Annotated in this window: 20 protein-coding genes and 2 pseudogenes; 18 read left to right on the top strand and 4 right to left on the bottom strand. The window is 62.8% G+C overall.

The annotated features are described in order from the left end of the window. Window positions 1–486: 486 nt before the first annotated feature. Window positions 487–738 carry an SDR family oxidoreductase gene (locus tag ToN1_RS02765; protein ID WP_169204516.1) on the bottom strand — a complete coding sequence of 84 codons (252 nt, stop codon included), beginning with the start codon at window positions 736–738 and terminating at the stop codon, window positions 487–489. 422 nt (window positions 739–1,160) lie between these two features. Here ToN1_RS02765 and ToN1_RS02760 point away from each other — a divergent pair, with 422 nt between their 5' ends. From ToN1_RS02760 to ToN1_RS02745, 4 genes are all read left to right on the top strand, one after another. Beyond that, the gene (locus ToN1_RS02760; RefSeq protein ID WP_169204515.1) at window positions 1,161–1,937 is read left to right on the top strand and encodes a tyrosine-protein phosphatase; all 777 of its coding nucleotides are present in this window, start codon (window positions 1,161–1,163) and stop codon (window positions 1,935–1,937) included. Beyond that, a complete protein-coding gene (locus ToN1_RS02755; RefSeq protein ID WP_169204514.1) occupies window positions 1,934–2,770 on the top strand; it encodes an enoyl-CoA hydratase-related protein in 837 nt (278 codons plus the stop codon). The genes ToN1_RS02760 and ToN1_RS02755 overlap by 4 nt, the downstream gene beginning before the upstream one ends. A 145-nt stretch (window positions 2,771–2,915) precedes the next feature. Further along, window positions 2,916–3,356 (top strand): SDR family NAD(P)-dependent oxidoreductase, encoded by a 441-nt coding sequence (locus ToN1_RS02750; RefSeq protein WP_169204513.1) that lies wholly within the window; start codon window positions 2,916–2,918, stop codon window positions 3,354–3,356. Further along, window positions 3,353–3,559 carry a hypothetical protein gene (locus ToN1_RS02745; protein ID WP_169204512.1) on the top strand — a complete coding sequence of 69 codons (207 nt, stop codon included), beginning with the start codon at window positions 3,353–3,355 and terminating at the stop codon, window positions 3,557–3,559. The genes ToN1_RS02750 and ToN1_RS02745 overlap by 4 nt, the downstream gene beginning before the upstream one ends. 18 nt (window positions 3,560–3,577) lie before the next feature. On the opposite strand, the pseudogene ToN1_RS24685 reads toward ToN1_RS02745, so the two are convergent. After that, window positions 3,578–3,715: pseudogene (locus ToN1_RS24685) on the bottom strand (IS1380 family transposase); the annotation flags it as partial. A gap of 298 nt (window positions 3,716–4,013) precedes the next feature. Between ToN1_RS24685 and ToN1_RS02740 the strand changes: the two are divergent. From ToN1_RS02740 to ToN1_RS02725, 4 genes and pseudogenes are all read left to right on the top strand, one after another. Next, window positions 4,014–5,177 (top strand): annotated as a pseudogene (locus ToN1_RS02740) (IS3 family transposase). An 850-nt stretch (window positions 5,178–6,027) separates the two neighbouring features. Next, the gene (locus ToN1_RS02735) at window positions 6,028–7,119 is read left to right on the top strand and encodes a YCF48-related protein (RefSeq protein WP_169205971.1); all 1,092 of its coding nucleotides are present in this window, start codon (window positions 6,028–6,030) and stop codon (window positions 7,117–7,119) included. Window positions 7,120–7,143: 24 nt separating this feature from the next. After that, window positions 7,144–9,663 carry an efflux RND transporter permease subunit gene (locus ToN1_RS02730; RefSeq protein WP_169205972.1) on the top strand — a complete coding sequence of 840 codons (2,520 nt, stop codon included), beginning with the start codon at window positions 7,144–7,146 and terminating at the stop codon, window positions 9,661–9,663. A 187-nt stretch (window positions 9,664–9,850) separates the two neighbouring features. Further along, window positions 9,851–10,093: a hypothetical protein gene (locus ToN1_RS02725; RefSeq protein WP_169205973.1), complete on the top strand. Its 243-nt coding sequence runs from the start codon at window positions 9,851–9,853 to the stop codon at window positions 10,091–10,093. 136 nt (window positions 10,094–10,229) lie between these two features. On the opposite strand, the gene ToN1_RS02720 is transcribed toward ToN1_RS02725, so the two are convergent. Next, entirely contained in the window at window positions 10,230–11,147 is a 918-nt protein-coding gene (locus ToN1_RS02720; RefSeq protein ID WP_169205974.1) for a DUF2889 domain-containing protein, read from the bottom strand. A 420-nt stretch (window positions 11,148–11,567) separates the two neighbouring features. Next, on the bottom strand, window positions 11,568–12,590 hold the full coding sequence (locus ToN1_RS02715) for an NAD(P)H-dependent flavin oxidoreductase (protein ID WP_244860947.1): 1,023 nt from the start codon (window positions 12,588–12,590) through the stop codon (window positions 11,568–11,570). Between the two features lie 317 nt (window positions 12,591–12,907). On the opposite strand from ToN1_RS02715, the gene ToN1_RS02710 reads away from it, so the two are divergent. From ToN1_RS02710 to ToN1_RS02665, 10 genes are all read left to right on the top strand, one after another. Next, window positions 12,908–13,309, top strand: a complete 402-nt coding sequence (locus tag ToN1_RS02710) for a hypothetical protein (protein WP_169205975.1) — start codon at window positions 12,908–12,910, stop codon at window positions 13,307–13,309. 44 nt (window positions 13,310–13,353) lie between these two features. After that, window positions 13,354–14,445: an acyl-CoA dehydrogenase family protein gene (locus ToN1_RS02705; protein ID WP_210148000.1), complete on the top strand. Its 1,092-nt coding sequence runs from the start codon at window positions 13,354–13,356 to the stop codon at window positions 14,443–14,445. Window positions 14,446–14,453: 8 nt separating this feature from the next. Further along, entirely contained in the window at window positions 14,454–15,326 is an 873-nt protein-coding gene (locus ToN1_RS02700) for an enoyl-CoA hydratase/isomerase family protein (RefSeq protein WP_210147999.1), read from the top strand. Further along, on the top strand, window positions 15,323–17,467 hold the full coding sequence (locus ToN1_RS02695; RefSeq protein WP_169205977.1) for an acetate--CoA ligase family protein: 2,145 nt from the start codon (window positions 15,323–15,325) through the stop codon (window positions 17,465–17,467). Before ToN1_RS02700 ends, ToN1_RS02695 begins: the two co-directional genes overlap by 4 nt. A 15-nt stretch (window positions 17,468–17,482) precedes the next feature. After that, window positions 17,483–18,292, top strand: coding sequence for an enoyl-CoA hydratase/isomerase family protein (locus ToN1_RS02690; protein WP_169205978.1), 810 nt, complete (start codon window positions 17,483–17,485; stop codon window positions 18,290–18,292). 132 nt (window positions 18,293–18,424) lie between these two features. Next, window positions 18,425–19,984 carry a long-chain-fatty-acid--CoA ligase gene (locus tag ToN1_RS02685; RefSeq protein ID WP_210147998.1) on the top strand — a complete coding sequence of 520 codons (1,560 nt, stop codon included), beginning with the start codon at window positions 18,425–18,427 and terminating at the stop codon, window positions 19,982–19,984. 224 nt (window positions 19,985–20,208) lie between these two features. Next, window positions 20,209–20,985, top strand: a complete 777-nt coding sequence (locus ToN1_RS02680; RefSeq protein ID WP_210147997.1) for an enoyl-CoA hydratase/isomerase family protein — start codon at window positions 20,209–20,211, stop codon at window positions 20,983–20,985. Window positions 20,986–21,133: 148 nt separating this feature from the next. Next, a complete protein-coding gene (locus ToN1_RS02675) occupies window positions 21,134–21,928 on the top strand; it encodes an SDR family NAD(P)-dependent oxidoreductase (RefSeq protein ID WP_169205980.1) in 795 nt (264 codons plus the stop codon). Between the two features lie 8 nt (window positions 21,929–21,936). After that, window positions 21,937–22,302 (top strand): Zn-ribbon domain-containing OB-fold protein, encoded by a 366-nt coding sequence (locus ToN1_RS02670; RefSeq protein ID WP_169205981.1) that lies wholly within the window; start codon window positions 21,937–21,939, stop codon window positions 22,300–22,302. Between the two features lie 28 nt (window positions 22,303–22,330). Next, the gene (locus ToN1_RS02665; protein WP_169205982.1) at window positions 22,331–23,485 is read left to right on the top strand and encodes a thiolase; all 1,155 of its coding nucleotides are present in this window, start codon (window positions 22,331–22,333) and stop codon (window positions 23,483–23,485) included. Window positions 23,486–23,487 lie beyond the last annotated feature (2 nt).

Here is a 23,487-nt window from a genome sequence, read left to right as displayed (position 1 = left end):
TTTCCCCAGAATTACCGCAGCGTACCACGCGTACGGTGAAGAGTTTCCGGTGTCGCCTGACATCCACCAAACGCGGCGGCTGTCAGAAGCTTTGGCCACCCGAGGCTGCACAGGGGAAGGAATCCATCTCCTCGGGTATCAGTGCGGAAAGAATTGCCATATGCTGCCTTGGACGAATCCTGTCAGGTACTCCGAGGGCAAACACTGACCGTAATAGTCGTGCTCGCAAGAGTTTCCACTGGGCCGACGGGGTCCGTCGACGGGTGCGAGCCCAAGTAAGGAAATCAGTGCGGCCGCCAGCATGAAGGGGCGGATGCGTCTTCTCATGGTCTTCTCCTTTGTCACCGGGCTCACATCAAATATTCGTATAGTTGTACGATGTGCGTTTACATCTACCGTAGAATAGGCGCTGCCAGAAATCAATATTGCTGACGAAAATTTTGTAGTTTGTTCGGATATGTGAATAATGGAGGCCGGCATGGCGGGTCAGTAGAAACGCCAGCCACCGTTGACTGGCAGGGTCATACCGGTCACGTGGTCCGCTTGCGCCGAAGTTTGCCAGCCAACCTCATTTGCGATGTCTTCCCCTCTGCCCGGACGTTGAAGGGGAATCTGCGAGGCGATGGGTCCGACACGCTCCGTGTCGAACTCTGCCGTCATGCCGGTCTCGTCAATGAAGTCCGGCGAGACGGTTTTGGCGGTGATTCCCTTCAGACCGAGTTCTCGCGCCAAGGCCATGGTCAGGCCGTGCTGGCCGGCCTTGGCCGGTGTAGCCCGTCACCCATCTGCTGCTGTGAGCGACAATCGAGCCAACATTGACCCTATGGCATCACGTTTATGAAGGCGAGCGCCTGATCGTCCTCGACCACCTTGACGCAAGACGCTTCGCCCCGAAGGATCCTGGCGAATATGTCTTTGGTCTCGTAGGTCATCGTGACTTTCCGTTCCGGGTTAAATCCATTTTGACACGATTCGAGAGCGAAGTTTATATTTAAGAATATCGTTCAAAAATGGAAGGCAATGATGAGAGTAAGTGATGGTGGACCGGCATTGCGCGAAGATTTCACGCCGGCGCAGCTGACTCGGGCGTTGTCGCCACTGGATTCGGTGTCCGATGGGTCTGAGGGGGACTATCAGTGCGGGCAGCTCGAGGTTCTTGCATGAGTGTCGGCCTCGTGCTCACCGGGGCGCCGAATTTCCGTGATCTCGGCGGTCATCCGACGCAGGACGGACGGCGCATCCGACGCGCCCGCATCTTCCGTTCGGGCAGCCTTTCAGGGCTGACTCCGCGCGACCTTGACGCGATCGTGAAGCTGGGCATCCGCCTGATCTGCGATCTGCGCAGTCAGGCGGAACGGAATGCGGCGCCCAATCGATGGCTTGGCGATCATGGTGCACGCGAGCTTCACATCGACATTAGCGCCGATCTGCGGGCGGGTAACGCAGAACTGCTCGAAATCCTGCGGCGGGACCCGAGCGCCGCGGGCGCTCGCCGTATGATGCTGCAAACATACCGGTACCTGCCTGGCGCGTTTGCCCGGCCGCTCCGTGGACTGTTCGCACGACTCGTCGGCAGTGACGGTTTGCCGGCAGTCTTTCATTGCACAGCCGGAAAGGATCGGACCGGATTCCTGGTGGCACTCCTCCTCCATGCGCTGGGTGTCGAGCGTAAGACCATCTACCAAGACTACCTGGCAAGCGCTGCGGCATGTTGTCAGCGGTTTCGCGACTCCGCTGCACGGGCGATGGCAATCCACCTCGGCGGGGCGCTCGATGCGTCGGCCATTGATGTGATCTGTGGTGTCGAGGCCTGCTACCTGGACGAATCGTTCTCGGCGATGGTGGCGACCCACGGTTCGGTCGATTTCTACCTCGAAAACGTGGCGGGACTCGGCCCATCGCAGCTATGCCGCTTGCGCGACGCGTTGCTCGAATGAGTGCGCCACCTCTGCATTTTCACGATGTCGCCTATCGCAACGAGGGCGAGGTCGCACTCATCGCCCTGGAGAATCCGCCGGTTAACAGTCTTGGGCACGGCGTGCGCCGAGGTCTGGTGGACGCTTTCGACAAGACGCGGCGTGACCCGCAGGTGCGCGCTATCGTGCGGTGCGGCCGCGGACGCGGCTTCTCGGCCGGTGGCGACATCCACGAGTTAGGCACCCCGGCCGCCACCGCCGAGCCGGCGCTGTCGCTCCACGTCCACCCCGTCATTGAGAACAGCGAAAAGCCGGTGGTGGCGGCCATCCACGGCCTGGCCATCGGCGGCGGCCTGGAAACCGCCCTGGTCTGCCACTACCGTATCGCCGCCGGCGACGCCATGGCAGGCCTGCCGGAACTCAAGCTCGGAGTGATCCCGCTTTCCGGCACACAGCGCCTGCCTCGGGCACTGGGGTTGGAGAAGGCCATCGACGTGATTCTCGGCGGCGAGCTGCGCCCGGCCCGGCAACTGGCCGATGGCGCTCTGTTCGACCGCGTGATTGAAGGCGACGCGCAGACGGTGCTGTCGGCCGCCATCGCTTTCGCCCGCGGCCGAGTCGGCGTTTTGCCGTTGCCGCTGATTCGCCAACGGTCGCTGCCCGATGCCGATCCGGCGGCCGTCGTGGCCGCTGCCCGGGCACGGCTTGCCGCCGACGAGGCAGACAACCCGATGGCCCGGGAGGCCCTTAATGCCATTGCCGCAGCAGCGGAAACGCCCGATTTCGACGCTGGAATGGCGGTCGCCCGGACCATCTACGACCGCCTCGTCGCTTCCGACGAAGTGCGCCGATAGCGCGACCGCTTCTTTGCCGGCCGCAATACCGGTAAAGGCGGCGACTAGATCCTGAAGGAGATACTGACGCCACAGAGTAATGCCACGAGCTTTCGCGGGAGAGTGGCTTTGGTCTCCGGCGCCGGGCAAGGCTTGGGGCGGGCCTATGCCCCTTGGCTGGCGGCGCGGCGCAACCGTAATCGCGAACATCCCGCTCTTCGAGGGCCGGCCGCCCTCGGCGCAAGCGGTTGTCGACGAGATCAAGGCCGCCGGCGGTAAGGCGACCGCCGGAACCCATTCCGTGGCCGACGAAGGTGGCGCCTGCGCCCTGATCGAATCGTCCTACACGGCCTACGGGCGGCCGGAAATCTTTGTCTGCAACGCCGGCATTATCCGTAGCGGCGGCCTTGGCCAGGCTTCGCTGGCGGATTTCCGCGACGTGATGGACGTCAATTTCTGGGACGCGGGTCTATCCGTTGCATGCGGCTTTACCTCGAATGCGAGCCACTGGTTACGGCCGCATCGTCCTGACTGCCGCAGGCACCCGGCCGGTGGACCCAGGATTCTCAATCAACGGTCGTTGGTGAAAAGGCTGAGAGGACCATGAAACGACTCGAACATAATGTCGCCTTGGTCACTGGCTCAACGCAGGGGCAGTGCGAAGGCATCGCCCTGCGCTTGGCGCGGGATACACACGGCAAGACGGTGGTGATGAAACAGCTCAGCGACCAAGTGGTGCTATGGTTTGCGAATCTGCGGCCCTCTTTGATCGGGATGGAAACATGCGGCGGTGCTCACTGCTGGGCGTGAAAGCTCCAGGAATATGGGCACGCCGTGAGCGACCGGCAGCTTCGGCTTGATTGCCACCTTGACCTGCACCGCCTGACAGCACTGCCCGATCAACGCCAGCCCCGCATAGGAGGTCAGTTGCAGCTTGCTCGATTGCTTCAGCTCAAAGCGCGCCATAACAGACTGGGTGAGTCCGTAAATGCCGTATTGTGCTTGTAACAGAAAGTATTAGGGGTCGCGTCCGCGCGCCATGGCACGGATTAAGGGATCTGGCACGCAAGTACTCCAAGAAGCTCGTGCGGTTGAATCCAAACGATACGACTGCTCTGCAACTCCTTCAAGAGCGCGAGCCATAACGTGCAAAAGCGCCCGGGCCGATGAAGACGCTGGTGCCGCCACCGGCTGCCGCCGCGGAACTGGCCTGCCCCCGATTCTCCGGACACATTGCATGGCAACATGTGTCTAGGAGGAATCGATGCGAACAAGAAGGAAGTTCTCGGACGAGTTCAAGCGCGAGGCGGTGCGTTTGGCAACGCGGCCGGGTATGACGGCGACAGCGGTCGCCCGAGATCTGGGACTCGAGCGCAGCGTGCTGCGCCGATGGATGTTGAATGCGGAAGAAGGTCGCACCGATTTGACGCCTGGCAGGCCTCTGAAGAGCGACAGCCAGGCGGAACTTGAGCAACTGCGGCGCGAACTGGCGCGGGTGAAGATGGAGCGCGATATCTTAAAAAAGGCGCTCGGCTACTTCGCGAAGGACCCGACGTGAAGTTCGGCTTCGTTGCCAAACATCGGGCGGTGTGGCCGGTTCGGGTTCTATGTGAAGTGCTCGGAATTTCCCGCAGCGGCTTCTACGAATGGTTCAGTAGGCGGCCAAGCCCGCGTACCCGCGCCAACGAGAAGCTCACGGGGCTGATTCGGCAAAGCTTCGAAGCGAGCGATCGGACCTACGGTAGCCGACGTGTTTGGCACGACGTGCTTGCCTGGGGCGAGCACTGCGGCATTCATCGCGTTGCTCGCCTAATGAGGGCGGCCGGGCTGGCTGCGCGCAAGAAGCGTCGTCGCTCGCCCAACGATGCGGGCCTGCGGCCCGAACACAGCATTGCACCGAATCTGCTGCAGCGCGAGTTCGAGGCGGATGCGCCGAACAAGAAGTGGCTGGCCGACTTCACGTACCTGTGGACCGACGAAGGCTGGCTATACGTTGCGGCCGTGCTGGACCTGTACTCGCGAAGAATTGTCGGCTGGTCAATGAAGGCGGAAATGACTGCGGACTGCGCAACTGGTCATCGATGCGCTCTTGATGGCGGTCTGGCGGCGCGGTAAACCCAAGGAGCTGTTACACCATTCCGATCAGGGTAGCCAATACACCCGCGAAGACTTCCAGCGGCTGCTAGCCGACCAGGGCATCGTTTGCAGCATGAGTCGAAAGGGCAACTGCTGGGATAACGCCGCGATGGAGAGCTTCTTCTCCAGCCTCAAGACGGAACGTGCCGCGCGAAAGCGATATCCGACACGCGACGACGCTCGGGCGGACGTGTTCGACTACATTGAACGCTTCTACAATCCGCGGCGGCGTCACTCCGTGCTTGGATATCTCAGCCCGGTTCAGTTTGAAGAAAATATGGTGGCTGTGTAGCTACCGAAACTGTCCGGAGAATCGGGGGCAGGCCAAACCGACTCTGCGCAGGCCCTCTGGATGGACGCTCGTTTTCGACAGCCGGCCGCCGGCGGCGATCGAGCCGGCCCGCTTCAAATGGCGCTTCAAGCACCCCGAAGCTGCTGCGAAACTCTCTACACGACCCGTTGACAACCCAGATACAGCATGATTGAATCCAGCATTCGAAAAAACGAACACTGTTCAAAGAAATGGGGGAGATCAATGAGTGCCAAAAGCTAACAATGCGTAAACCAGATCGAGCTCTCGAGAAGGTGGCGCTGGAAGTAGAGCCTGGTATTCCCGGTCACGGTCATCGCCTTCGCGGTTTGACCGCGTATCGCCTTTGGGGCTACAACCCGGTACTTCGAAAACCCTCACTTTCCGAAAAGCCGGTTTCGTCAGATCAAAGACTCATAACGTCGATCGCGAAGAGGATAGAGGTTTTCGAGGTGTTCACCGATAGTCCAGATGTTCACATCTCGTCGAGTAGGGCGCCTCGCTCGAGGGTTCCGCGCGTCCTCGAGCTAGCACTACGATGTCAACACAAATGTTTGTTACCGCTGCTCGATGCGTGGAAACAGGAAAGGGCCGTTCGTACTAATAGGCGTACATGCGATTTTGTCTCGTACCTCCCGCACGCCTTGCGGTGGCTGCGGATGCGCCGAAAAGTCGATGTACGGCTATCAACGTACTTTTTAGTAGAAGTCGCCCCGGTCGATCGAGATATCTTCTACTCGTCGGTAGGCTTGGCGCGCAAAACCCGGCGTTGACGGTTTGACGCATTTGCCCGGGGTGGGCGAAGCCCTCCTTTTTTGAGGAGTGAAGAGCGATGTTTTCTTTGCGAAAGTTTCTTACCCATTCCCTGCTCGCGCTGGGTATGGTTCACTCGGTCGGATGCATTGCTGCCAATCGCTTTGCCGACCCCCTCGACACCCCGGCCCGTCTCACGAGCAGGTCGCTGCAGACGCCGGTCTGGGGACTGGCGAAGGTCGGAGACGGAAGGGTGATCGGAGTGGGGCCCCGAGGCCATATTCTGCTCTCGGACGACCAAGGACAATCCTGGCGTCAGGTCCCGTCCCCAGTCAGCGTAGATCTGGTCGCTGCACAGTTCCCAACCGCTGTCGAGGGTTGGATCGTCGGCCACGAGGGCGTCGTTCTTCATTCCACCGACGGTGGAGCATCGTGGGTTCGCGTCCTGGACGGCCGGCAGATCGGTGCGCTGATGACCGCTCATTATGAGAAGCAGGCCAGCGACCGGAAGGATCCGGAACTCACGCAGGCACTCGAAGATGCCCGCAACTTCGCGGCGGAGGGGCCGACCAGACCCTTCTTAAACCTTTGGTTCCGTAATGCGCGCGAAGGTTGGCTCATTGGGCAGTTCAATCTGATCCTGCATACCGCCGATGGCGGCGGGACGTGGGAACCCTGGCTCGACCGGAGCGACAACCCCGAACGGTACTCGCTCCACGCTATCCGCGGTGTGGGCGACGATGTCTATATCGTAGGGGAGTTGGGTTTGGTGTTGAAGCTGACGCCCGACGGCAGGCGGTTTTCCCGAGTAACGACGCCGTATCGCGGAACGTGGTTCAACGTGTTCGGGGACGCGAGCGAAGTGGTTGCTGTCGGCTTGCGCGGAAACGTGTGGCGCAGTCGCGATGCCGGCGAGACCTGGGCGCAACTTGGTACGGACGCGGCCGCGGGGATCAATGCCGGGGCCAAGCTGCCGGACGGGCGAACGGTTGTCCTTCCCCAGAGCGGCCAGCTGTTGCTCGGTCCGACCACCGGGAAAACGTTCCACGAGGTCGGCGGCACGGGGCAACCGGATGGTGGTTTCGATCTGCTGCCGCTTTCAGCGACCGAGATACTGATCAGTGGACAGCGGGGCGTCGCGCGCGTCCTGTTGCACGACGCTGCGAAGTAAGTATCAAGGAACAGGAGTTAAGTCATGGCTGGAGCATTGCCTGATTCACAGGGTGTCGAGCATTTCCGGGTCGTTCGAGATCTGGCCGATTTCGATGTAAGGTCGGGCAACTGGCTTGAGCGGGTAATCTTTAATAATCGGTTGAAGCTACTGGCGCTGTTCGCGTTCATATCGGTATTCCTCGGCTGGCAGTCGATGCAGATCGAGGTCAACGCCAACTTCGAGCGGATGATTCCATCGTCGCACACATACATCCGGAACTTCCTCGATAACAAGGAACACGTCCGCGGGCTGGGCAACCAGATTCGTATCGCCGTCGAGAACACCCAAGGGGATATTTTCGATCCCGAGTACCTCAAGGTGCTCGCAGAGATAAACGACATACTTTACCTCACGCCTGGCGTGGATCGTCCATGGCTCAAGTCGTTGTGGACCCCATTGCTTCGCTGGTCGGAAGTGACCGAGGAAGGCATGCGTGGGGGCCCGGTCATGCCGGACGGCTTCGACGGCTCGCCGGCCAAGACCAAAGAGTTGAGACGGAATCTGTCGCACTCAGGTGCGATAGGCAATCTCGTTTCAACGAATATGCGATCGTCAATGATCCTCGTGCCGCTGCTCGACAGGTATCCGGACACCGGGAAGCCGATCAATTACCTGTCGTTGTCCCGCACGCTGGAGGAGAAGATAAGGAGCAAGGAAACCGACAAGATTAGGATTCACATCGTCGGCTTCGGCAAGCTCGCCGGCGATCTGATCGAGGGGCTCACTGTCGTGATCTCCTACTTCGCGCTATCGGTCCTCATCGCCGGAGTACTCGTCTTCCTCTACACCCGGTGTCTGCGCAGCACCTTGGTCCTCGTCAGTTCGGCGATCCTGGGCGTGGTGTGGCTCATTGGATTGATGAAGCTGTTGGGCCTAGAGCTCGATCCCTATTCCATTCTGGTTCCGTTCCTGCTCTTCGCGATCGGATTGTCCCATGGCGCCCAGAAGATGAATGGCATCTTGCAGGACGTGGGACGGGGTACCCACAAGTACGTAGCAGCACGCTACACGTTCCGCCGGCTCTTCCTGGCGGGCCTTACGGCGCTATTGACCAACATCGTCGGTTTCCTGGTACTGATCATCATCGAAATCCCTGTGATTCGCGACCTTGCGTTGATGACCAGTGTCGGTGTGACCGGACTGATCTTTACGAAGCTGGTGTTGATTCCCGTTATCCTTTCCTACACTGGCGTCAGCCCGGTTGCGGCGCGACGGGCCGTGCAGGAACAGCACGTGGAGGACGCCAGCCGCACGGTTGTTGGGCGGTTGTGGGCCATGCTCGAACAGCTCACGCGACGCCGTGCCGCGCTCGCTGCCGTCAGTCTTTCCGTGCTCCTTTTGGCCGCCGGCCTCGTGATGCGCGTCGACTTGCAGGTTGGCGATCTCGACGCCGGTGCGCCCGAACTTCGGCCCGATTCACGCTACAACCTCGATGTCGCCTACGTGACGGACAATTTCGGCCTTACCAGTGACCAGTTTGCGGTGCTGGTGAAGACGCCGCCGGCGAAGTGCGACGCGTACCAAGCGCTCGTAGACAGCGATCGTCTCGCCTGGGAGCTCGAGCACGTAGAGGGCGTGATGGCCGTCTCCTCGTTCTCAGAACGGCTCAGACGCATCGTGGGCGGGATGTCGGAAGGCTATTACAAATTGGCGACTATCCCTCGCGACGATAGGATCCGCGGCTATGCCGCGAATCGCGTGATTTCGGACAACCCCGACTCGATGAACCCTTCCTGCGAGGTCATGCCGCTCGTGGCATATCTGACGGACCACAAGGCCGAGACGCTGGAGCGCGTGCTGAAAACGGTGGAGGCTTTCGCGGCGACCCATAATCGCGATGATGTGCAGTTCCTGCCTGCGGCGGGGGCCGCCGGGATCGAGTCGGTGACCAATATCGTCGTGTGGGAATCCTTCTATCGCATGCATTTGCTGCTCTATGCTGCGGTCGTCGTGCTGTGCTTTGTCACTTTCCGTTCGTGGCGTGCCGTCGTGGTGGCGATTGTTCCGCTGCTGCTCACGTCGATACTCTGCGAGGCGATCATGGTAGCCCTTGGGATCGGGGTAAAGGTGGCGACCCTTCCGGTGATCGCGCTCGGCGTGGGCGTCGGTGTCGACTACGCGCTTTACCTGCTTTCGATCCAGCTGGCCCTGCAACGCGGGGGCGCTAGTCTGGCGGAGGCCTACAAGGGTTCCCTCGATTTCACCGGCAAGGTGGTTGCGCTCGTTGGGGCTACCATGGCGGCGGGAGTCGTCAGCTGGGCTTGGTCGCCGATCAAGTTCCAGGCCGACATGGGGATCCTGCTGACGTTCATGTTCCTATGGAACATGATCGGTGCATTGCTGCTGATTCCGGCCTTGTCGCATTTCCTGCTTCGCGACATCGGGCGCCGTCCGAAGGACTTGGAGGTGCGCGAGTGGTTGCCGCAGGTTTCGATCGAGGGTACTGCCGGCGAACCCGCCACCGAAAAGCCTTCTCTGGAGGTGCATTCCCACGCTGTGTAGTGCAGCGTTTCATCTGGCCTGGAACTTATTGCGACGTGCGCCGATAGCCCGGTCTGCAGGCCGTGTCCACACGCTCCCGGCCGCGATGATGGGCGGGGGGCATCGTGACGATCAATCCATTGGTCGATGGCGGTGTCACCCCCGGCACAGCCGCGAAGATGCCGCGTTGCACATTCAGGAAGCCAGCATGGCCGATCTCGTCTTCGAAGCCTGCATGGACAAGGATGGGAATCTGTTGTTGCCGTCGCGGCCCATTTCGCTTCCCACTGCGGTCGCCTCGGAGGGGCGATATGCTCTGGCGCTGCCCTTCGCGGCGAGCCGCAACGATATTCGCGGACGACCCGACGGGCTGCGAAGCTGGTTACCCAACAAGACGCCGAATTCGGCGCAAAGTCGTCCGCAGAGTTGCCACCATTCGATGGCAAACTGAAGTCGCATTCCCCTCTCGGCGACGATGCTCTACGAAATCGTGCCACTGACTTTCACATCCGATTCGATGGAAAGTCGCGGCGCGTTCGAGACAAATCAGGAAATCGACGTTGTATTCACCCCCCGTCTGACCGAACTCATTCGGGCGGGGACTTCAATCCGCGTGCGGCCAGAGCCCGATCAAGCGTCTCCGCCATTAGCGGTACCTCGGCCAGCGAGCGCAAGGCGTCGTTGAGGTGCGTACAGCCCATCGTCTTGGGCAGGCGCTCGATTACCACGGTGCGAAGCTGCCGTAGCGGCGCACCGATCAGCCGATGGAGGTTGGCTACCGCGGATGGGCACTCGGGATAGGGGAGAATTCGAGGGATTGCATGGATGGCGAGAACGGACATTGAAGCGGCATCGACCGTTGCTCCGATACTGTACTCGTGGATTGCGCGGCGTGCCCCGGAGGGGGTGCTGGCGCTGTCCTGGAACATGGCATCGATGTGCAGCAAGCCGGCTTCGTGCCAGACGTCGATTCGTCTCGCGCGCCGTAGTGACTTCCCCGGGCTCGAGGGTAGTGGATGCCAGCCACGTGGGTCGGTCGGGCGGGGAAGGGGGACGACGTCCCCGAAACTCTGCAAGTCCCCATCAACATCGCGCAACGGCGTCGCTCCCGCTTGGAAAGCGATGCAAACCCCCTCCATCTGGGGTAAGGCGCGCGAGCGGATCACGGAAAGGGGGGGCGGATCCGATTCTTCGCCGCGTTCAGCGGACGGCCAGTGCTGCCATACTCCTGGCGCGATCAGGCTGGTGCCCGCAAAGTCATCCAGCAGCAGATAGAGCGGCGTGCCCGCCGCGCGTTCGTCCGGAAGAGCCTCTTCGAGAGCCGAGCGCAGTTGATTCCCGCTACGCGCGCCGATCAGCCTGTGCAATGTCGCTCGCGGTGGCGTGCAGGAAATGGTTTCGATCGTACGGTCGAGCAGCCGCGCCTCCGCTCTATCGTAGGCGAAGACCTCAGTGGTGCCATCGGCTCGTGTCAGCAAGTCCCGGCCTCGCGCATCGAACCTCATGGCATTGATGCGATCCTCGGGCCAGGTGGCGTCAATCGATGAAGTGCGGCGGATCGATCCCGGTTGGCGTGGCGGGGCGTGTCCCGCGGAATCGCGAGGGGCAGGTGGCAACATTGGCAGTGTTTCTCTAGTGGAGGGAAGTCGGGAGACTTTCGAGCAGGCATGAGTACGTGCGGCTGGGGTTCAGCGGGCCGACGATGTCGCAAACGATCGCGTCGCACTCATAGAGGCGGAATGGGGGCGACCACTCTGGTTTAAACGGTTTCGTCGATCAGGCTCTCCGCTTAACTGCATGACGGACGCGTACACCTGCGCCACTCCCGACGGGGGAGCGGCAGCGTCGGCATGGGGGGCAGCGGCCTGCACGGGGCTTGATTCAAGGCTCGACGCGCAAGTCATGGACGCAACCGGGGAAAGGTCTTAACCAACGATTGCGTTCAAGCGGCTGCCGACGATCGCCCGGCTCTCAGTAACGATTTTCTGGACCAGCTCGCGGCAGGTGGGAATCTCGTGGATCAAACCCACGCCGATGCCCGCGGCGTAGGCGCCGTCATCGGGATCACCTCTCTCGGCGGCCTGGACCCAGCGCAGGCTGCTCGCCATGGCCATCAGGTCTTCGTGGCTGGCGGTGCCGCGGCGCTCCAGCTCAAGAATCTGATCGGTCAGAGTATTCTTCAGTACCCGGGTGGAGTCGCCGATCGAGCTACAGATCAAAGTCGTGTCGCGCTCTGTTGCGGCCAAGTAGCGTGCCTTCACTGCTTCGGGCATTGGCGATTCCCGAGTCATCAGGAAGCGGGTGCCCATGGCGACGCCATCGGCGCCGAGGGCGAGGGCGGCCACCAGGCCGCGGCCGTCAGTGAAGCCGCCGTTGGCGACCACCGGAATCCTCAGCCGGTCGACGGCGGCAGGGATCAGGACCAGGTTGGGCACGTTATCCTCGCCCGGGTGACCGGCCGCCTCGAAGCCGGTCATGCTGATCGCGTCGGCTCCGAGCTGCTCGGCCTTCAAGGCGAAGCGTACTCCAGTGCACTTGTGCAGCACCTTGATGCCGGCCTCCTTGAAGGCGGCGATGAAGCTCGCCGGATTACCGCCGGCCGTTTCCACGCACTTCACCCTCGCGTCGAGGATCACTCGGGCGCTGTCTTCCGGCTTCACGGAGAGCTTCGGAAGGATGGTGAGATTCACGCCGAAGGGTTTCTCGGTCAGCGAGCGCGTCTTCTCGATCTCGGCGCGCAACGCTTCGGGGGTGGGGAAACTGTGTGCTGAAAGGAAACCGAGCCCGCCCGCATTGGCCACCGCAGCGACGAGTTCGGCGCAAGACACATAACGCATCCCGCCCTGGATCAACGGATATTCGATGCCGAAGAGATCGGTGATTCTTGTCCTGAACATGGTGCACCTTTTTAGTGGCCCCGGCGAGGCATCTCCTGCATTTTTCACCACGACGTCGATCCCGCCGAGCTGACAGGCGTGTGCCCGGCGGAGACACCCGTGATGAGCCAGATGCGGGGACGATCTGACATATTGTCTCTTCTGTCTGAGATTCTTAAAACTGAACAGTGTTCAAGCTATATGATCGGCCTTCATGTGGTCAAGCAGCGTGAGCAGGTTCTTTCTCGCAGTGCACGAAGGGCGAGATCCTCAAACCACTCGGTTGCCGCCGAAGGCTGCTTGACCGTCAGTGGTTAGTGCGTTAATCTGAATAACGTTCAAATAAAGGAATTGCGCCCGCTGGCAGGAGTTGGGGGTAGATCGCAGTCATGGAGTTCACCTTTAGTCCAGAAGACGAGTTGTTTCGGAAGGAAGTCACGGGCTCCGTGCGGGCGAACGTGCCTGCTGGCCTTGCCCGACGGACATACACCGGTACCCACCCACCTGCACGCGAGGACGTGAAGACCTGGCGGGGCATCCTGCACAAGAAAGGTTGGCGGGCGCGCACCGAGCACAACGGCTCGGAGATGCAGCAACGGGTGACGGAGCTGCAGGTCACTGCCCTTGGCGCTTGCGCGCTTCGCTTCTTCCCTGACGGCGAGTTCGCAATTTGGCCCGCAGATGTGCCAGGGCGCACGGCGCAGTGCCTCTTCACCCAGCCGGCGACCATCTTCGGTGGCACCCGGGAAGTGCAAAAAAACATTATCGGCAAGCTGGCCTTCGGCCGCTGATCGGGAGAGAGTGCATGGATTTCAACCTATCCGACGAACAGCAGATGCTGCGCGACGGCGCCCGTCGCTTCGTTCGCGAGCAGTACGATTTCGAGGCGCGCCGCGGCCTGAGCCGATCCGAGGTGGGTCATTCGAGCACGCACTGGAAAACCTTCGCCGAACTCGGCTGGCTGGCGCTGGGGATCCCGGAGGACGCGGGCGGTCTCGGCTGCTCGTTTAACGAGACCGCGATCCTCCTGGAAGAGTTCGGGCGCGGCCTGGTGCTCGAACCGTTCGTGTCCACCGCCGTGCTGTGCGTGCGCATTCTCGACCGCTGCGAAAACGCCGATGTCCGGCTGCAAGTGCTCGCTGAAGTGACATCCGGCGAGGCCAAGCTTGCTCTGGCTCATGATGAGCCGGCGAGCCGCTTCGAGCCCGGGCGCGCAGCGACCTCGGCACGGGCCCACGGCGACGGCTTCGTCCTCAATGGAACAAAGATGCTCGTGGTGGACGGGCCCTCGGCCGACCGCTACATCGTCTCGGCAACCGTCGATGACGACCCGGCTCCGTCCCTGTTCCTCGTGCCCAATGACGTCCCGGGTCTGACGCTGGGGGCCTATCCGCTGATCGACGGCGGACGGGCCGCCGACCTGCGCTTCGCCGACGTCGCGTGCCCGGCCGCGGCCCGTCTGGCCGGCCCGCAACGGGCGACCGATATCCTCGAAGAAGCCTTCGACGCGGCGACGGTCGCGCGCATCGCCGAGGCTATCGGCGCGATGGAGGCGGCGATGGCCGTCACCAACGAGTACATCAAGACCCGGGTGCAGTTCGGCCAGCCCATCGGCAAGTTTCAAGCCCTCCAGCATCGCATGGCCGAAATGTTCATCGAGGTCGAAAAGTCGCGTTCGTCCCTGTTCCGTGCGCTCGCACACCTCGACGCGGAGACCGTCACGCGCAAAGCGGCGGTGTCTGCCGCGAAGGTGGTGGTGGCGGCGGCGGGCAAGTTCGTGGGAGGACAGGGGATCCAGCTGCACGGCGGCATGGGTATGACCGAGGAGTGCTCCGTGGGCCATTACTTCAAGAAGCTGATGGCCTTCGACAAGCTTTACGGCGACAGCGACTGGCATTTGTTGCGCTACGCCGCCTGCAACCAATAGGAAATCGTGTGCGCATCCCGGATGCGGAACGCATCACCGTCATGGAGGAATATACCTTGAGCCGCGGCATCGATTTTTCCAGCTACACGTCGCTGGCGTTTCGCCGGGACGGTCATGTGCTTCATGTCACTTTCAATCGTCCGGACACGCTCAATGCCGTCGACGATTTGATGCAGCGCGAGCTGGAGCGCTTCTTCATGGAGGTGCCGGCCGACCCCGAGACGCGCGTCATCGTGCTCACCGGCGCGGGCAAGGCCTTCAGCGCCGGCGGCGACATCGAGCACATACAGAAGCAGATCGACACGCCGGCGCCGACGTATGGGTTGATCGCGGGGGCCAAGCGTCTGCTGGGCCTCTTGCTGGATGTGCCGCAACCGATCATCGCCAAGGTGAACGGTGCGGCGATCGGCCTCGGCTGCACGCTCGCGCTCTTCTCGGATCTTATCTACGCCGCCAAGCACGCCAAGATCGCCGACCCCCACGTCAAGGTGGGCTTCGTTGCGGGCGATGGCGGTTCAATCATCTGGCCCCAGCTCGTCGGGTACGCACGCGCCAAGGAGTACCTGCTGACCGGTGAAATGCTCACCGGCGAGGAAGCCGCGAGGCTCGGCCTCATCAACCATGCGTTGGCGGCCGAGGAGCTCGATGCAGCGGTCGACGCGATGGCGCAGAAGCTCGCCGCGGGCGCGCGCCACGCCGTCCAGTGGACGAAGGCGACGATCAACATCGGCCTCAAGCAGTTGGTGGCCACGATGATGGACGCCGGCATGGCGTACGAGGCCCTGTCGAGCCGGACCGAGGACCACGCCGAGGCGGTCAAGGCCCTTCGTGAAAAGCGGTCTCCCCGATTCAATGCAATTGATGGAGCTCCCAAGCAATGACTTCGCCACGTCGCGTCTATCGCCACACGGAGCTCGATCGCGTGCTCAATCCCCGCAGTATTGCCATCGTCGGGGCCTCGCCGCGGCCGGGCTCCTTCGGGGAGCGTCTGCAGAAAAACCTCGACGGTTTCTCCGGTCGCGTCTATCTGGTCAATGCCAAGTACGAGGAGGTCGGGGGCGTACCCTGCTTTTCGTCGATCTCCGCCTTGCCCGAGGTGCCGGACTGCGTCGCCATCACCGTGGCGCGGGAGGCAGCCGAGCCGATCGTCCAGGAGGCGGGCGAGCTCGGTGCGGGCGGGGTCATTCTCTACGCCTCCGGCTACGCCGAGACCGGCAAGCCTGAGCGTGTTGCCGAGCAGAGCCGGCTGACCGAGCTGGGGCATCGCTACAACCTGCGCATCCTCGGCCCCAACTGCCTGGGGATAGCGAACTACCTGCGGGGCGCACGTATCACGTTCTCCGAGTACCCGAAGTTTTCCGCGCCGCGTCCGGAGTCGGTCGGCATTGCCAGCCAGTCCGGTGCGCTTTCCCAATCCCTTGCCCAGGCCATCGAGCGCGGGATGTCGGTGAGCCACGCATTTTCGGCCGGCAACCAGTCGGATGTGGATATCGCCGACCTGGTCGCCTATCTCGCCGAAGAGCCGTCGTGCAGAGCCATCGCCTGCGTGTTCGAGGGCATGGCCAATCCAGAGCGGCTGATCGCGGCAGCCGACATCGCCTGGCAGGCGGACAAGCCGCTGGTGATTCATAAGATCGCCACCGGTGAGCAAGGGGCGCTTGCCGCGATGTCGCACACGGGGTCGCTCGCCGGCTCCGGTGCCGCCTACCTCGCCGCCTTCGAGCGCGCGGGCGCGATCGTCGTCGATGACTTCGAAGCGCTGATGGAAACGGCCGCCTTCTTCGCCAAGGCGCCCAAACCCAAGGCGCGGGGGGTGGCGGTGCTCGCCACTTCGGGCGGCGCCTCGATCATGGCCGCGGACAAGGCTGAGATTCACGGCGTACCGCTACCCCAACCACAGCCCGAAGTCACGGCGATTCTCGAGTCGCACATTCCCGATTTCGGCTCGGCGCGCAATCCCTGTGACGTCACGGCCCAGGTGGTGAATAACCCCGAATCCCTTGGCGCCTGCGCCGAGGCACTGATGGGCGACCACCACTACGGCGCGGTCGTCCTGCCCCAGCCGGTGGCTTTCGATGTCCACACGCCCCGCATCAAGGTATTCAGCGACCTGGCCGCGCGCTACGGCAAGATCACCTGCAACGTGCTCATCTCCGACTGGCTGCAGGGGCCGGCCACTCGTGAGGCGGAGATGGATCCCAACGTGGCTATATTCCGCTCCATGGATCGCTGCTTCGCCACGCTGGCTGCATGGCACAAGCGCGAGGAGAGGCTCGCCTCGCCCTTGCCTGCGTATCGGCGGCTTGCTCCGGCCGCAGCGGCCCGACAGGCGGCTGAATTACTCGACGCCGCACCGAACCGCACGCTCACCGAGCGCGAGGCGAAGGCGGTGCTATCCCTGTACGGTGTCCCTGTGGTCGGTGAGCGTCTCGTGACGAGCGAGGCGGCCGCAGTCGACGCCGCGCATCAGTTGGGCTATCCGATCGCAATGAAGGTTGAGTCGCCCGACATTCCCCACAAGACGGAAGCCGGCGTTATCGCCCTCAATCTGCGCAACGAAACGGAGTTGCGCGCCGCCTATGCGAGGGTGACGGCGAACGCGCTGAAGGTCGCGGATGCCTCGCGCATCAACGGCGCGCTGCTCCAGCCCATGATTCCGTCGGGCGCTGAGATCATGGTCGGCGCTCGCGTGGACCCGCTGTTCGGGCCTCTCGTGGTCGTGAGCCTAGGCGGTGTCCTCGTCGAGCTGCTGAAGGACTCGTTGGTGGCCCAGGCGCCGGTCTCAGCCGACGAAGCCCGCCAGATGATCGAGAAGCTGAAGGGTGTCGCCGTGCTGAAGGGCTTCCGCGGGTCCGAGCCGGTCGATCTTGACCGTCTCGCCGATACCGTTGCCCGCCTGTCCGAATTCGCCGCCGATCACCGTGATCGTATCGCCGAGCTCGACGTCAATCCCCTGATCTGCTCGGGCCGACGCATCACCGCCGTCGACGCACTCGTCGTTCTCCAACGCAACGACAAATAATCCAGGAGCCTTTCCATGACCGACCGTTACGCCAAATACGAGCAACTCAAGTTCGACCGACCCCATCCGCGGGTGCTGCGCATTACCATCAACTCACCGCTCAAGCTCAATGCGATGACTGCCCGGCTGCACTGGGAAGTCTCGCAGGTGTGGAAGGATGTCGACGAGGATCCCACCGTCTCGGCGGCGATCATCACTGGCGGAGCAAATTCCTTCTCCGCTGGCGGCGATCTCACGCACGAGCGTAAGGTCTGCGACGACTACGAGATGCGCATGCAGGCGATGCGGGAGTCGCGTGACCTCGTCTACAACATGATCAATTGCTCGAAGCCCATCGTTAGCTCGGCCCGCGGCTGGGCGGTGGGCGCCGGCATTGCCGCCGTGATGCTGGCCGACGTTTCGATCGTCGCCAAGGATGCCAATTTCTCCGATGGCCACAGCAAGATCGGTGTCGCGGCGGGCGACCATGCCACCATTCTCTGGCCGCTGCTGTGCGGCATGGCCAAGGCCAAGTATTACCTGCTCACCGCGGACAACTTCACCGGCGAGGAGGCCGAGCGCATCGGGCTTGTATCCATGGCGGTGGACGATGCCGAGCTAGACGACAAGGCGGTACAGGTGGCGTCAAAGCTTGCGGAGCAGGCACCCTCGGCCCTGCGCTGGACCAAGCACACCCTCAACCATTGGCTGCGCCAGGCCGCGCCGATCTTCGACGCGTCGCTGGCGCTGGAGTTCATCGGCTTCGCCGGCCCCGAAGGCAAGGAGGGCATCGACGCCTTCTTGCAGAAGCGCAAGGCGTCGTTCTCGCCGGATTCGCCGTTCTAGCGCCCGGAAGGCGGACGTCCAGAGCGGATATGGCGGACGTGCTTCACAAGCGTTTGTAGCTGCGACTTTTTTTTGTTCAGTTTTAGGCCGGTCTGGTGACATCTCCAGGCTGGACTCCAAGCGGAGGCATGCGTGGCAGTGATCGAGACGATGCGTGACCTGGTCGAGCGCAACGAGCGCTATCACGGCGACCAAGACTACCTGATCTTCGGCGAGAGGCGGCTGAGCTTCCGCCAGTACACCCACCGCGTGCGCCGGCTGGCCGGCGCACTGGTCGCCGGCGGCCTGCGCCATCAGGACAGGATCGGAATCCTGGCCATGAATTGTCCAGAGTACCTGGAGGTCTATGGCGTCGCCGAGGTTTCCGGCCTGGTGGCGAGTCCGGTGAATTTTCGCCTCGCGGGGCCGGAGATCGCGTACATCATCCGTGACGCCTCACCACGGGTGCTGTTCTTCGAATCCCAGTATGCCGCAGTGATCGACAGGCTGCGCGGGGAACTGACCTGCGTCGAGCGCTACATTTGCATTGGCGACGAGGTGCCGCAGTGGGCCGAAGCGTATGAAGACGTGCTGGCGAAGGGCGACGAAAGCGGGCCGGCGATGGCCCCCGGCCCTGACGACCTGTTGTGTATCATGTACACAAGCGGTACGACCGGCAGACCGAAGGGTGCAATGATCACGCATCGAGCCTTCGTCTCGCTCTGCGAGGCCTGGGCCCAAGAAATGTCTGCGGACGTGGGCGACAAGGTTTTGTTGGCAATGCCGCTGTTCCACATTGGCGCACGTTCCCAAGGTGGGGCGATTACTGCGCGCGGGGGCGCCATCGTGCTGCACCGCGCCTTCGAGCCTGAGGCGATCTTGCGCACCATCGCCGAGCAGCGGATCACCCAGGTGCATCTCGCGCCGACCATGATGCAGGCGGTGCTCAACGTTCCGGGCCAGGACAAGTACGACGCGTCGAGCCTGAAAACGATCAACTACGCGGCGGCGCCCATGCCCGTGACCGTGCTGCGGCAGGCTTTGGAGCGCTTCGGCCCGATCCTCATCAATGGTTATGGGCAGACCGAGGGTTCGGGCACCGTGCTCGCCAAGCATTACCATCGGCCCCACGGCGACGAACGGGACAGGCGCCGTCTGGGCTCGATCGGCCAGCCGCAGCCGGCGACGCTGCTGCGCATCGTCGACGAAAACGACATGGAGGTGCCGGCCGGCGCCATTGGCGAGATTTGCCTCAAGTCAGCGCAGAACATGATCGGGTACTGGAACAACAGCGTGGCGACCGTCGAGGCGCTGCGCGGAGGGTGGCTCCACACGGGCGACATGGGCTATCAGGATGAGGATGGCTTCGTCTATCTCGCTGACCGCAAGAAGGACGTGATCATTTCGGGCGGCGAGAACATTTACAGCCGCGAGGTTGAAGAAGCGCTGATGTCGCACGAAGCGGTAATGGACGCGGCGGTGATTGGCGTGCCCGATCCCTACTGGGGCGAGTCAGTCAACGCTGTAGTGGTGCTCAGAGCAGGTGCGAGACTCGCGCCGTCGGACCTCGTCGCCCACTGCAAGCGGGTGATCGCTAGCTACAAGTGTCCGAAGAGCGTCGAGTTCGTCGACGAGCTTCCCCGTCTGCCGAGCGGCAAGATCAGCAAGGTGACTCTGCGCGAGCGGTTCAGGGCCCTCGTTCCAGCGAAATGACGCGTGCCCGGCGTGCCGTCTTTGCGCCAACTCACCGTCGCGCCCCGACGGTGACTCGCGTCCGTTCGTAATCGTTCCCGATCGATGACCAAATAACCACCGGCGCCCTCTCCGGTGGAAAAGCTGTTCGTCCCGCTGCCGTTGCACGCGTCATCGCGGAGTCGAGCTTGACGGTCGAACAGTGTTCATATAAATTGAATAGTATTCAAGTATCAGAACAGAAAATGACCATGCTCGAGCTCTCACGCCGCGGCTCTGTCGCTGTACTCACACTGAATCGACCGCCAGTTAATGCCATTAACGACGACATGGGGAACGCGTTCAATCGTGTCCTCGATGAGCTCGAAGCCGCCGACGACTGGACAGTCCTCCACATCCGCAGCCAAGGCAAGGTCTTCGCCGCCGGCGCGGATCTCGATCTGATCCGTTCCTGGAAGGATGCGCCTCGGCCAGGGCGTGCGCTGGCCGGCTACATCGACCGCCTACAGCGCGTGTACCGGCGCATTGAACTGCTGCCCAAGGTGACCTTTTGCGAAATCGGCGGTGCTGCATTGGGGGGCGGTTTCGAGCTGGCGCTCTCGTGCGACCTGCGGATGGTGGCCGCGGAGGCCAAGATTGGTCTGCCTGAGACGGGCATCGGGCTGATCCCGGGCCTCGGCGGCACTCAGCGTCTGACCCGGCTGGTCGGCCGCGGCATCGCTTCCCGCGTGATCCTCACAGCTGAGCCGGTCGATGGAGCGACCGCCGAGCGGCTGGGGCTCGTGCAATGGTCGTGCGCCCGGGACGAGCTCGAGGAGCGCGCGCGCGCCGTGACCAACCGCATCGCCGGGCTGCCGGTCGAGGCGCTGCGGGTCGCGAAGCAGTGCATCGCCGCCGCCGACGACGACCGCGGGCAGGGTTACACGCTCGAGCGCGAGCTCGGCGGCGAGCTGCTCGAGACGCCCCGGACTCAGGAGCTGATCTCGGCCTTCCTCGACAAGAACAAGGCGGAGAAGGGCTGACCATGGGATGTGGGAGAAGTCCGCACGATCAGCATCGAATGCGCCCCTGACTCGCGGTGAGGAGATGCCTCCTGTTCGGGCGGGCTTTTCACGGGACTTGTGACGGCATCCGGCACGCGCGCTACCAACAGATGACAAGGAGATGGATATGACAAAGCAATGTGAGCTCGGTTGGCGCGAAGCGACCGACCTGAGCGGTAAGGTGGTAGTGGTCACGGGCGTCGCCTCGGGCATCGGGCGGGCGACCGCGATCCAGTTCGCCGGCGCGGGCGCCACCGTCTATGGCGGAGACATCAACGAGGCTGGCGGTAACGAGGTGGTGTCGCAGATCCGCGAGGCCGGCGGCAAGGCCCAGTTCGTGCCAGTTGATCTGACCGACCACGATTCGATCGACCGCTTCGTCGATACGATCCTCGACAAGACCGGCAAGGCTGTCGACGTCATCGCCAGCGTCGCCGGCTGGGAGCGCGTCGGGCCCTTCCTGGAGAACACCCCCGACTTCTGGGACCGGGTGATCTCGATCAACTATCTCGCGCCTGTACGCATGATCCATCGCTTCCTGCCGGCCATGATCGAGCGCGGGCAGGGCGCGCGCATCGTCACGGTAGCGTCCGATGCCGGTCGCGTCGGCAGCATGGGCGAAACCTTCTACTCGGGCAGCAAGGGCGCGATCATCGCCTTCACCAAGTCGCTCGCTCGCGAGACCGCGCGCTACGGCATCACCGCCAACTGCGTTGCGCCGGGCGTCACGGATACGCCGCTGTTCCACGACGGCATCCAGAATCCCAAGCTCAAGGAAGCGCTCATTAATGCAGTGCCGATGCGCCGCCTGGCGAAGAGCTCCGAGCCCGCCAACATGATCCTGTACTTCGCCACCCCAGCCGCCGACTTCATCACCGGACAAGTGATCTCGGTCAATGGCGGCCTGACGATGCACGGGTGAGGCGAGCCATGAGCGAGTTGCACCCGGAGCAGGAGTTCTTCGCGATTCTCGATAAAGGCCGGTTCATGATCCAGCGTTGCCGTGACAGTGGCCGCTATGTCTATTACCCCCGCGTTGCGGAGCCGGGGTCGGGCTCGACGAATCTCGAGTGGGTGGAAGCAAGCGGGGAGGGTGTCGTGTATTCGGCGACCACCGTTAGCCAGAAGCCACCAACACCCGATTACAACGTCGCGCTGATCGACCTCGCCGAGGGGCCCCGGATGATGAGCCGCGTGGAGGGCATCGCGCCCGAGGGGGTGAAGATTGGCATGCGGGTGAAAGCCCGCATCGTCCGCGACAACGACAAGCCCGTAGTGGTGTTCGAGCCGCTCTGAGCGCGATTCGACAATTAATCGAGAGACCATGAAAGATTCCTTTCCTCGCGGTCGAACCGCCATTGTTGGCGCGGCGACCTTCGGTATGGGTGAGGCTCCCGGGTTCACCAACATGGAGTTAGCGGCTCGTGCCAGCGTCAGTGCCTTGGCGCAAGCCGGCCTGACGCCGAAAGATGTCGACGGCCTGTTCATTGTGACGATGGACGACACCATGAGTGGGCTCAGCTTCGCTGAGTATCTCGGCATACGTCCGCGCCTGACCGACAACTGTCGCACGGGCGGCTCGTCGTTCGAGATCCAAGCCTCGCTCGCCGCCCTGGCGCTCGACGCGGGTCAGTGCGACGTCGTCCTGATCGCCTACGGCAGCAACCAGCGCACCGCGGCCGGTAAGCTGATCAGCTCGAACCGGCCTTCGCCCTGGGAAAGCCCTTATCGGCCGATCAACCCGGTGTCGTCTTATGCGCTCGCCGCGGCGCGGCACATGCACCAGTACGGCACCACCAAGCAGCAATTGGGCGAGGTTGCCGTCGCCGCGCGCAAGTGGGCGCAGAAGAATCCCGACGCCTTCATGCGCGACGAGCTCACGATGGAGGCCTACATGGCCGCTCGCCAAGTGTCCTCGCCGCTGGGCGTGCGCGACTGCTGCTTGGTCACCGACGGCGCCGCTGCGGTGGTGATGTCGCGCGCCGACCGGGCCCGGGATCTTAACAAGCGACCCGCATATCTGCTGGGCGCCGCGGCCGAGACCACCCACCGGGAAATTGCCCAGATGGCCGATTTGACCGTGACGGGCGTCGCCCGCGCGGCGCAGCGGGCCTTCGCCCAGGCCGGCGTCAGGCCGGCCGACATCGACGTGGTCGAGCTCTACGACGCTTTCACGATCAACACCATCCTCTTCCTTGAGGACATGGGTTTTTGTCCGAAGGGGGAGGGTGGTCATTTTGTCTCCGGCGGGCGGATCGCTCCAGGCGGGGAACTACCGGTGAATACCAACGGCGGGGGCCTGTCCTGCGTCCACCCGGGTATGTACGGGTTGTTCACGATGGTAGAGGCGGTCCAGCAGCTGCAGGGCGTTTGCGGTGAGCGCCAGGTGCAAGGCGCCCGGCTGGCGGTCGCCCAAGGCAACGGCGGTGTGCTGTCCAGCGAAGCCGTGCTCGTGCTCGGCACCGAAGAAACGCTTTGAGG

The sequence above is a fragment of the Aromatoleum petrolei genome (assembly GCF_017894385.1).
Lineage (GTDB): Bacteria > Pseudomonadota > Gammaproteobacteria > Burkholderiales > Rhodocyclaceae > Aromatoleum > Aromatoleum petrolei.
Note: the sequence above shows the minus strand (reverse complement) of the source record. Positions and strands in the feature narration are given on the sequence as shown.

What these genes read in the sequence shown, in the direction of transcription:
- ToN1_RS02765 (WP_169204516.1), bottom strand. Translation starts at nt 738, where the DNA reads ATGGCCTTGGCGCGAGAACTCGGTCTGAAGGGAATCACCGCCAAAACC.
- ToN1_RS02760 (WP_169204515.1), top strand. Translation starts at nt 1,161, where the DNA reads ATGAGTGTCGGCCTCGTGCTCACCGGGGCGCCGAATTTCCGTGATCTC.
- ToN1_RS02755 (WP_169204514.1), top strand. Translation starts at nt 1,934, where the DNA reads ATGAGTGCGCCACCTCTGCATTTTCACGATGTCGCCTATCGCAACGAG.
- ToN1_RS02750 (WP_169204513.1), top strand. Translation starts at nt 2,916, where the DNA reads ATGCCCCTTGGCTGGCGGCGCGGCGCAACCGTAATCGCGAACATCCCG.
- ToN1_RS02745 (WP_169204512.1), top strand. Translation starts at nt 3,353, where the DNA reads ATGAAACGACTCGAACATAATGTCGCCTTGGTCACTGGCTCAACGCAG.
- ToN1_RS02735 (WP_169205971.1), top strand. Translation starts at nt 6,028, where the DNA reads ATGTTTTCTTTGCGAAAGTTTCTTACCCATTCCCTGCTCGCGCTGGGT.
- ToN1_RS02730 (WP_169205972.1), top strand. Translation starts at nt 7,144, where the DNA reads ATGGCTGGAGCATTGCCTGATTCACAGGGTGTCGAGCATTTCCGGGTC.
- ToN1_RS02725 (WP_169205973.1), top strand. Translation starts at nt 9,851, where the DNA reads ATGGCCGATCTCGTCTTCGAAGCCTGCATGGACAAGGATGGGAATCTG.
- ToN1_RS02720 (WP_169205974.1), bottom strand. Translation starts at nt 11,147, where the DNA reads ATGAGGTTCGATGCGCGAGGCCGGGACTTGCTGACACGAGCCGATGGC.
- ToN1_RS02710 (WP_169205975.1), top strand. Translation starts at nt 12,908, where the DNA reads ATGGAGTTCACCTTTAGTCCAGAAGACGAGTTGTTTCGGAAGGAAGTC.
- ToN1_RS02705 (WP_210148000.1), top strand. Translation starts at nt 13,354, where the DNA reads ATGCTGCGCGACGGCGCCCGTCGCTTCGTTCGCGAGCAGTACGATTTC.
- ToN1_RS02695 (WP_169205977.1), top strand. Translation starts at nt 15,323, where the DNA reads ATGACTTCGCCACGTCGCGTCTATCGCCACACGGAGCTCGATCGCGTG.
- ToN1_RS02690 (WP_169205978.1), top strand. Translation starts at nt 17,483, where the DNA reads ATGACCGACCGTTACGCCAAATACGAGCAACTCAAGTTCGACCGACCC.
- ToN1_RS02680 (WP_210147997.1), top strand. Translation starts at nt 20,209, where the DNA reads ATGACCATGCTCGAGCTCTCACGCCGCGGCTCTGTCGCTGTACTCACA.
- ToN1_RS02675 (WP_169205980.1), top strand. Translation starts at nt 21,134, where the DNA reads ATGACAAAGCAATGTGAGCTCGGTTGGCGCGAAGCGACCGACCTGAGC.
- ToN1_RS02670 (WP_169205981.1), top strand. Translation starts at nt 21,937, where the DNA reads ATGAGCGAGTTGCACCCGGAGCAGGAGTTCTTCGCGATTCTCGATAAA.
- ToN1_RS02665 (WP_169205982.1), top strand. Translation starts at nt 22,331, where the DNA reads ATGAAAGATTCCTTTCCTCGCGGTCGAACCGCCATTGTTGGCGCGGCG.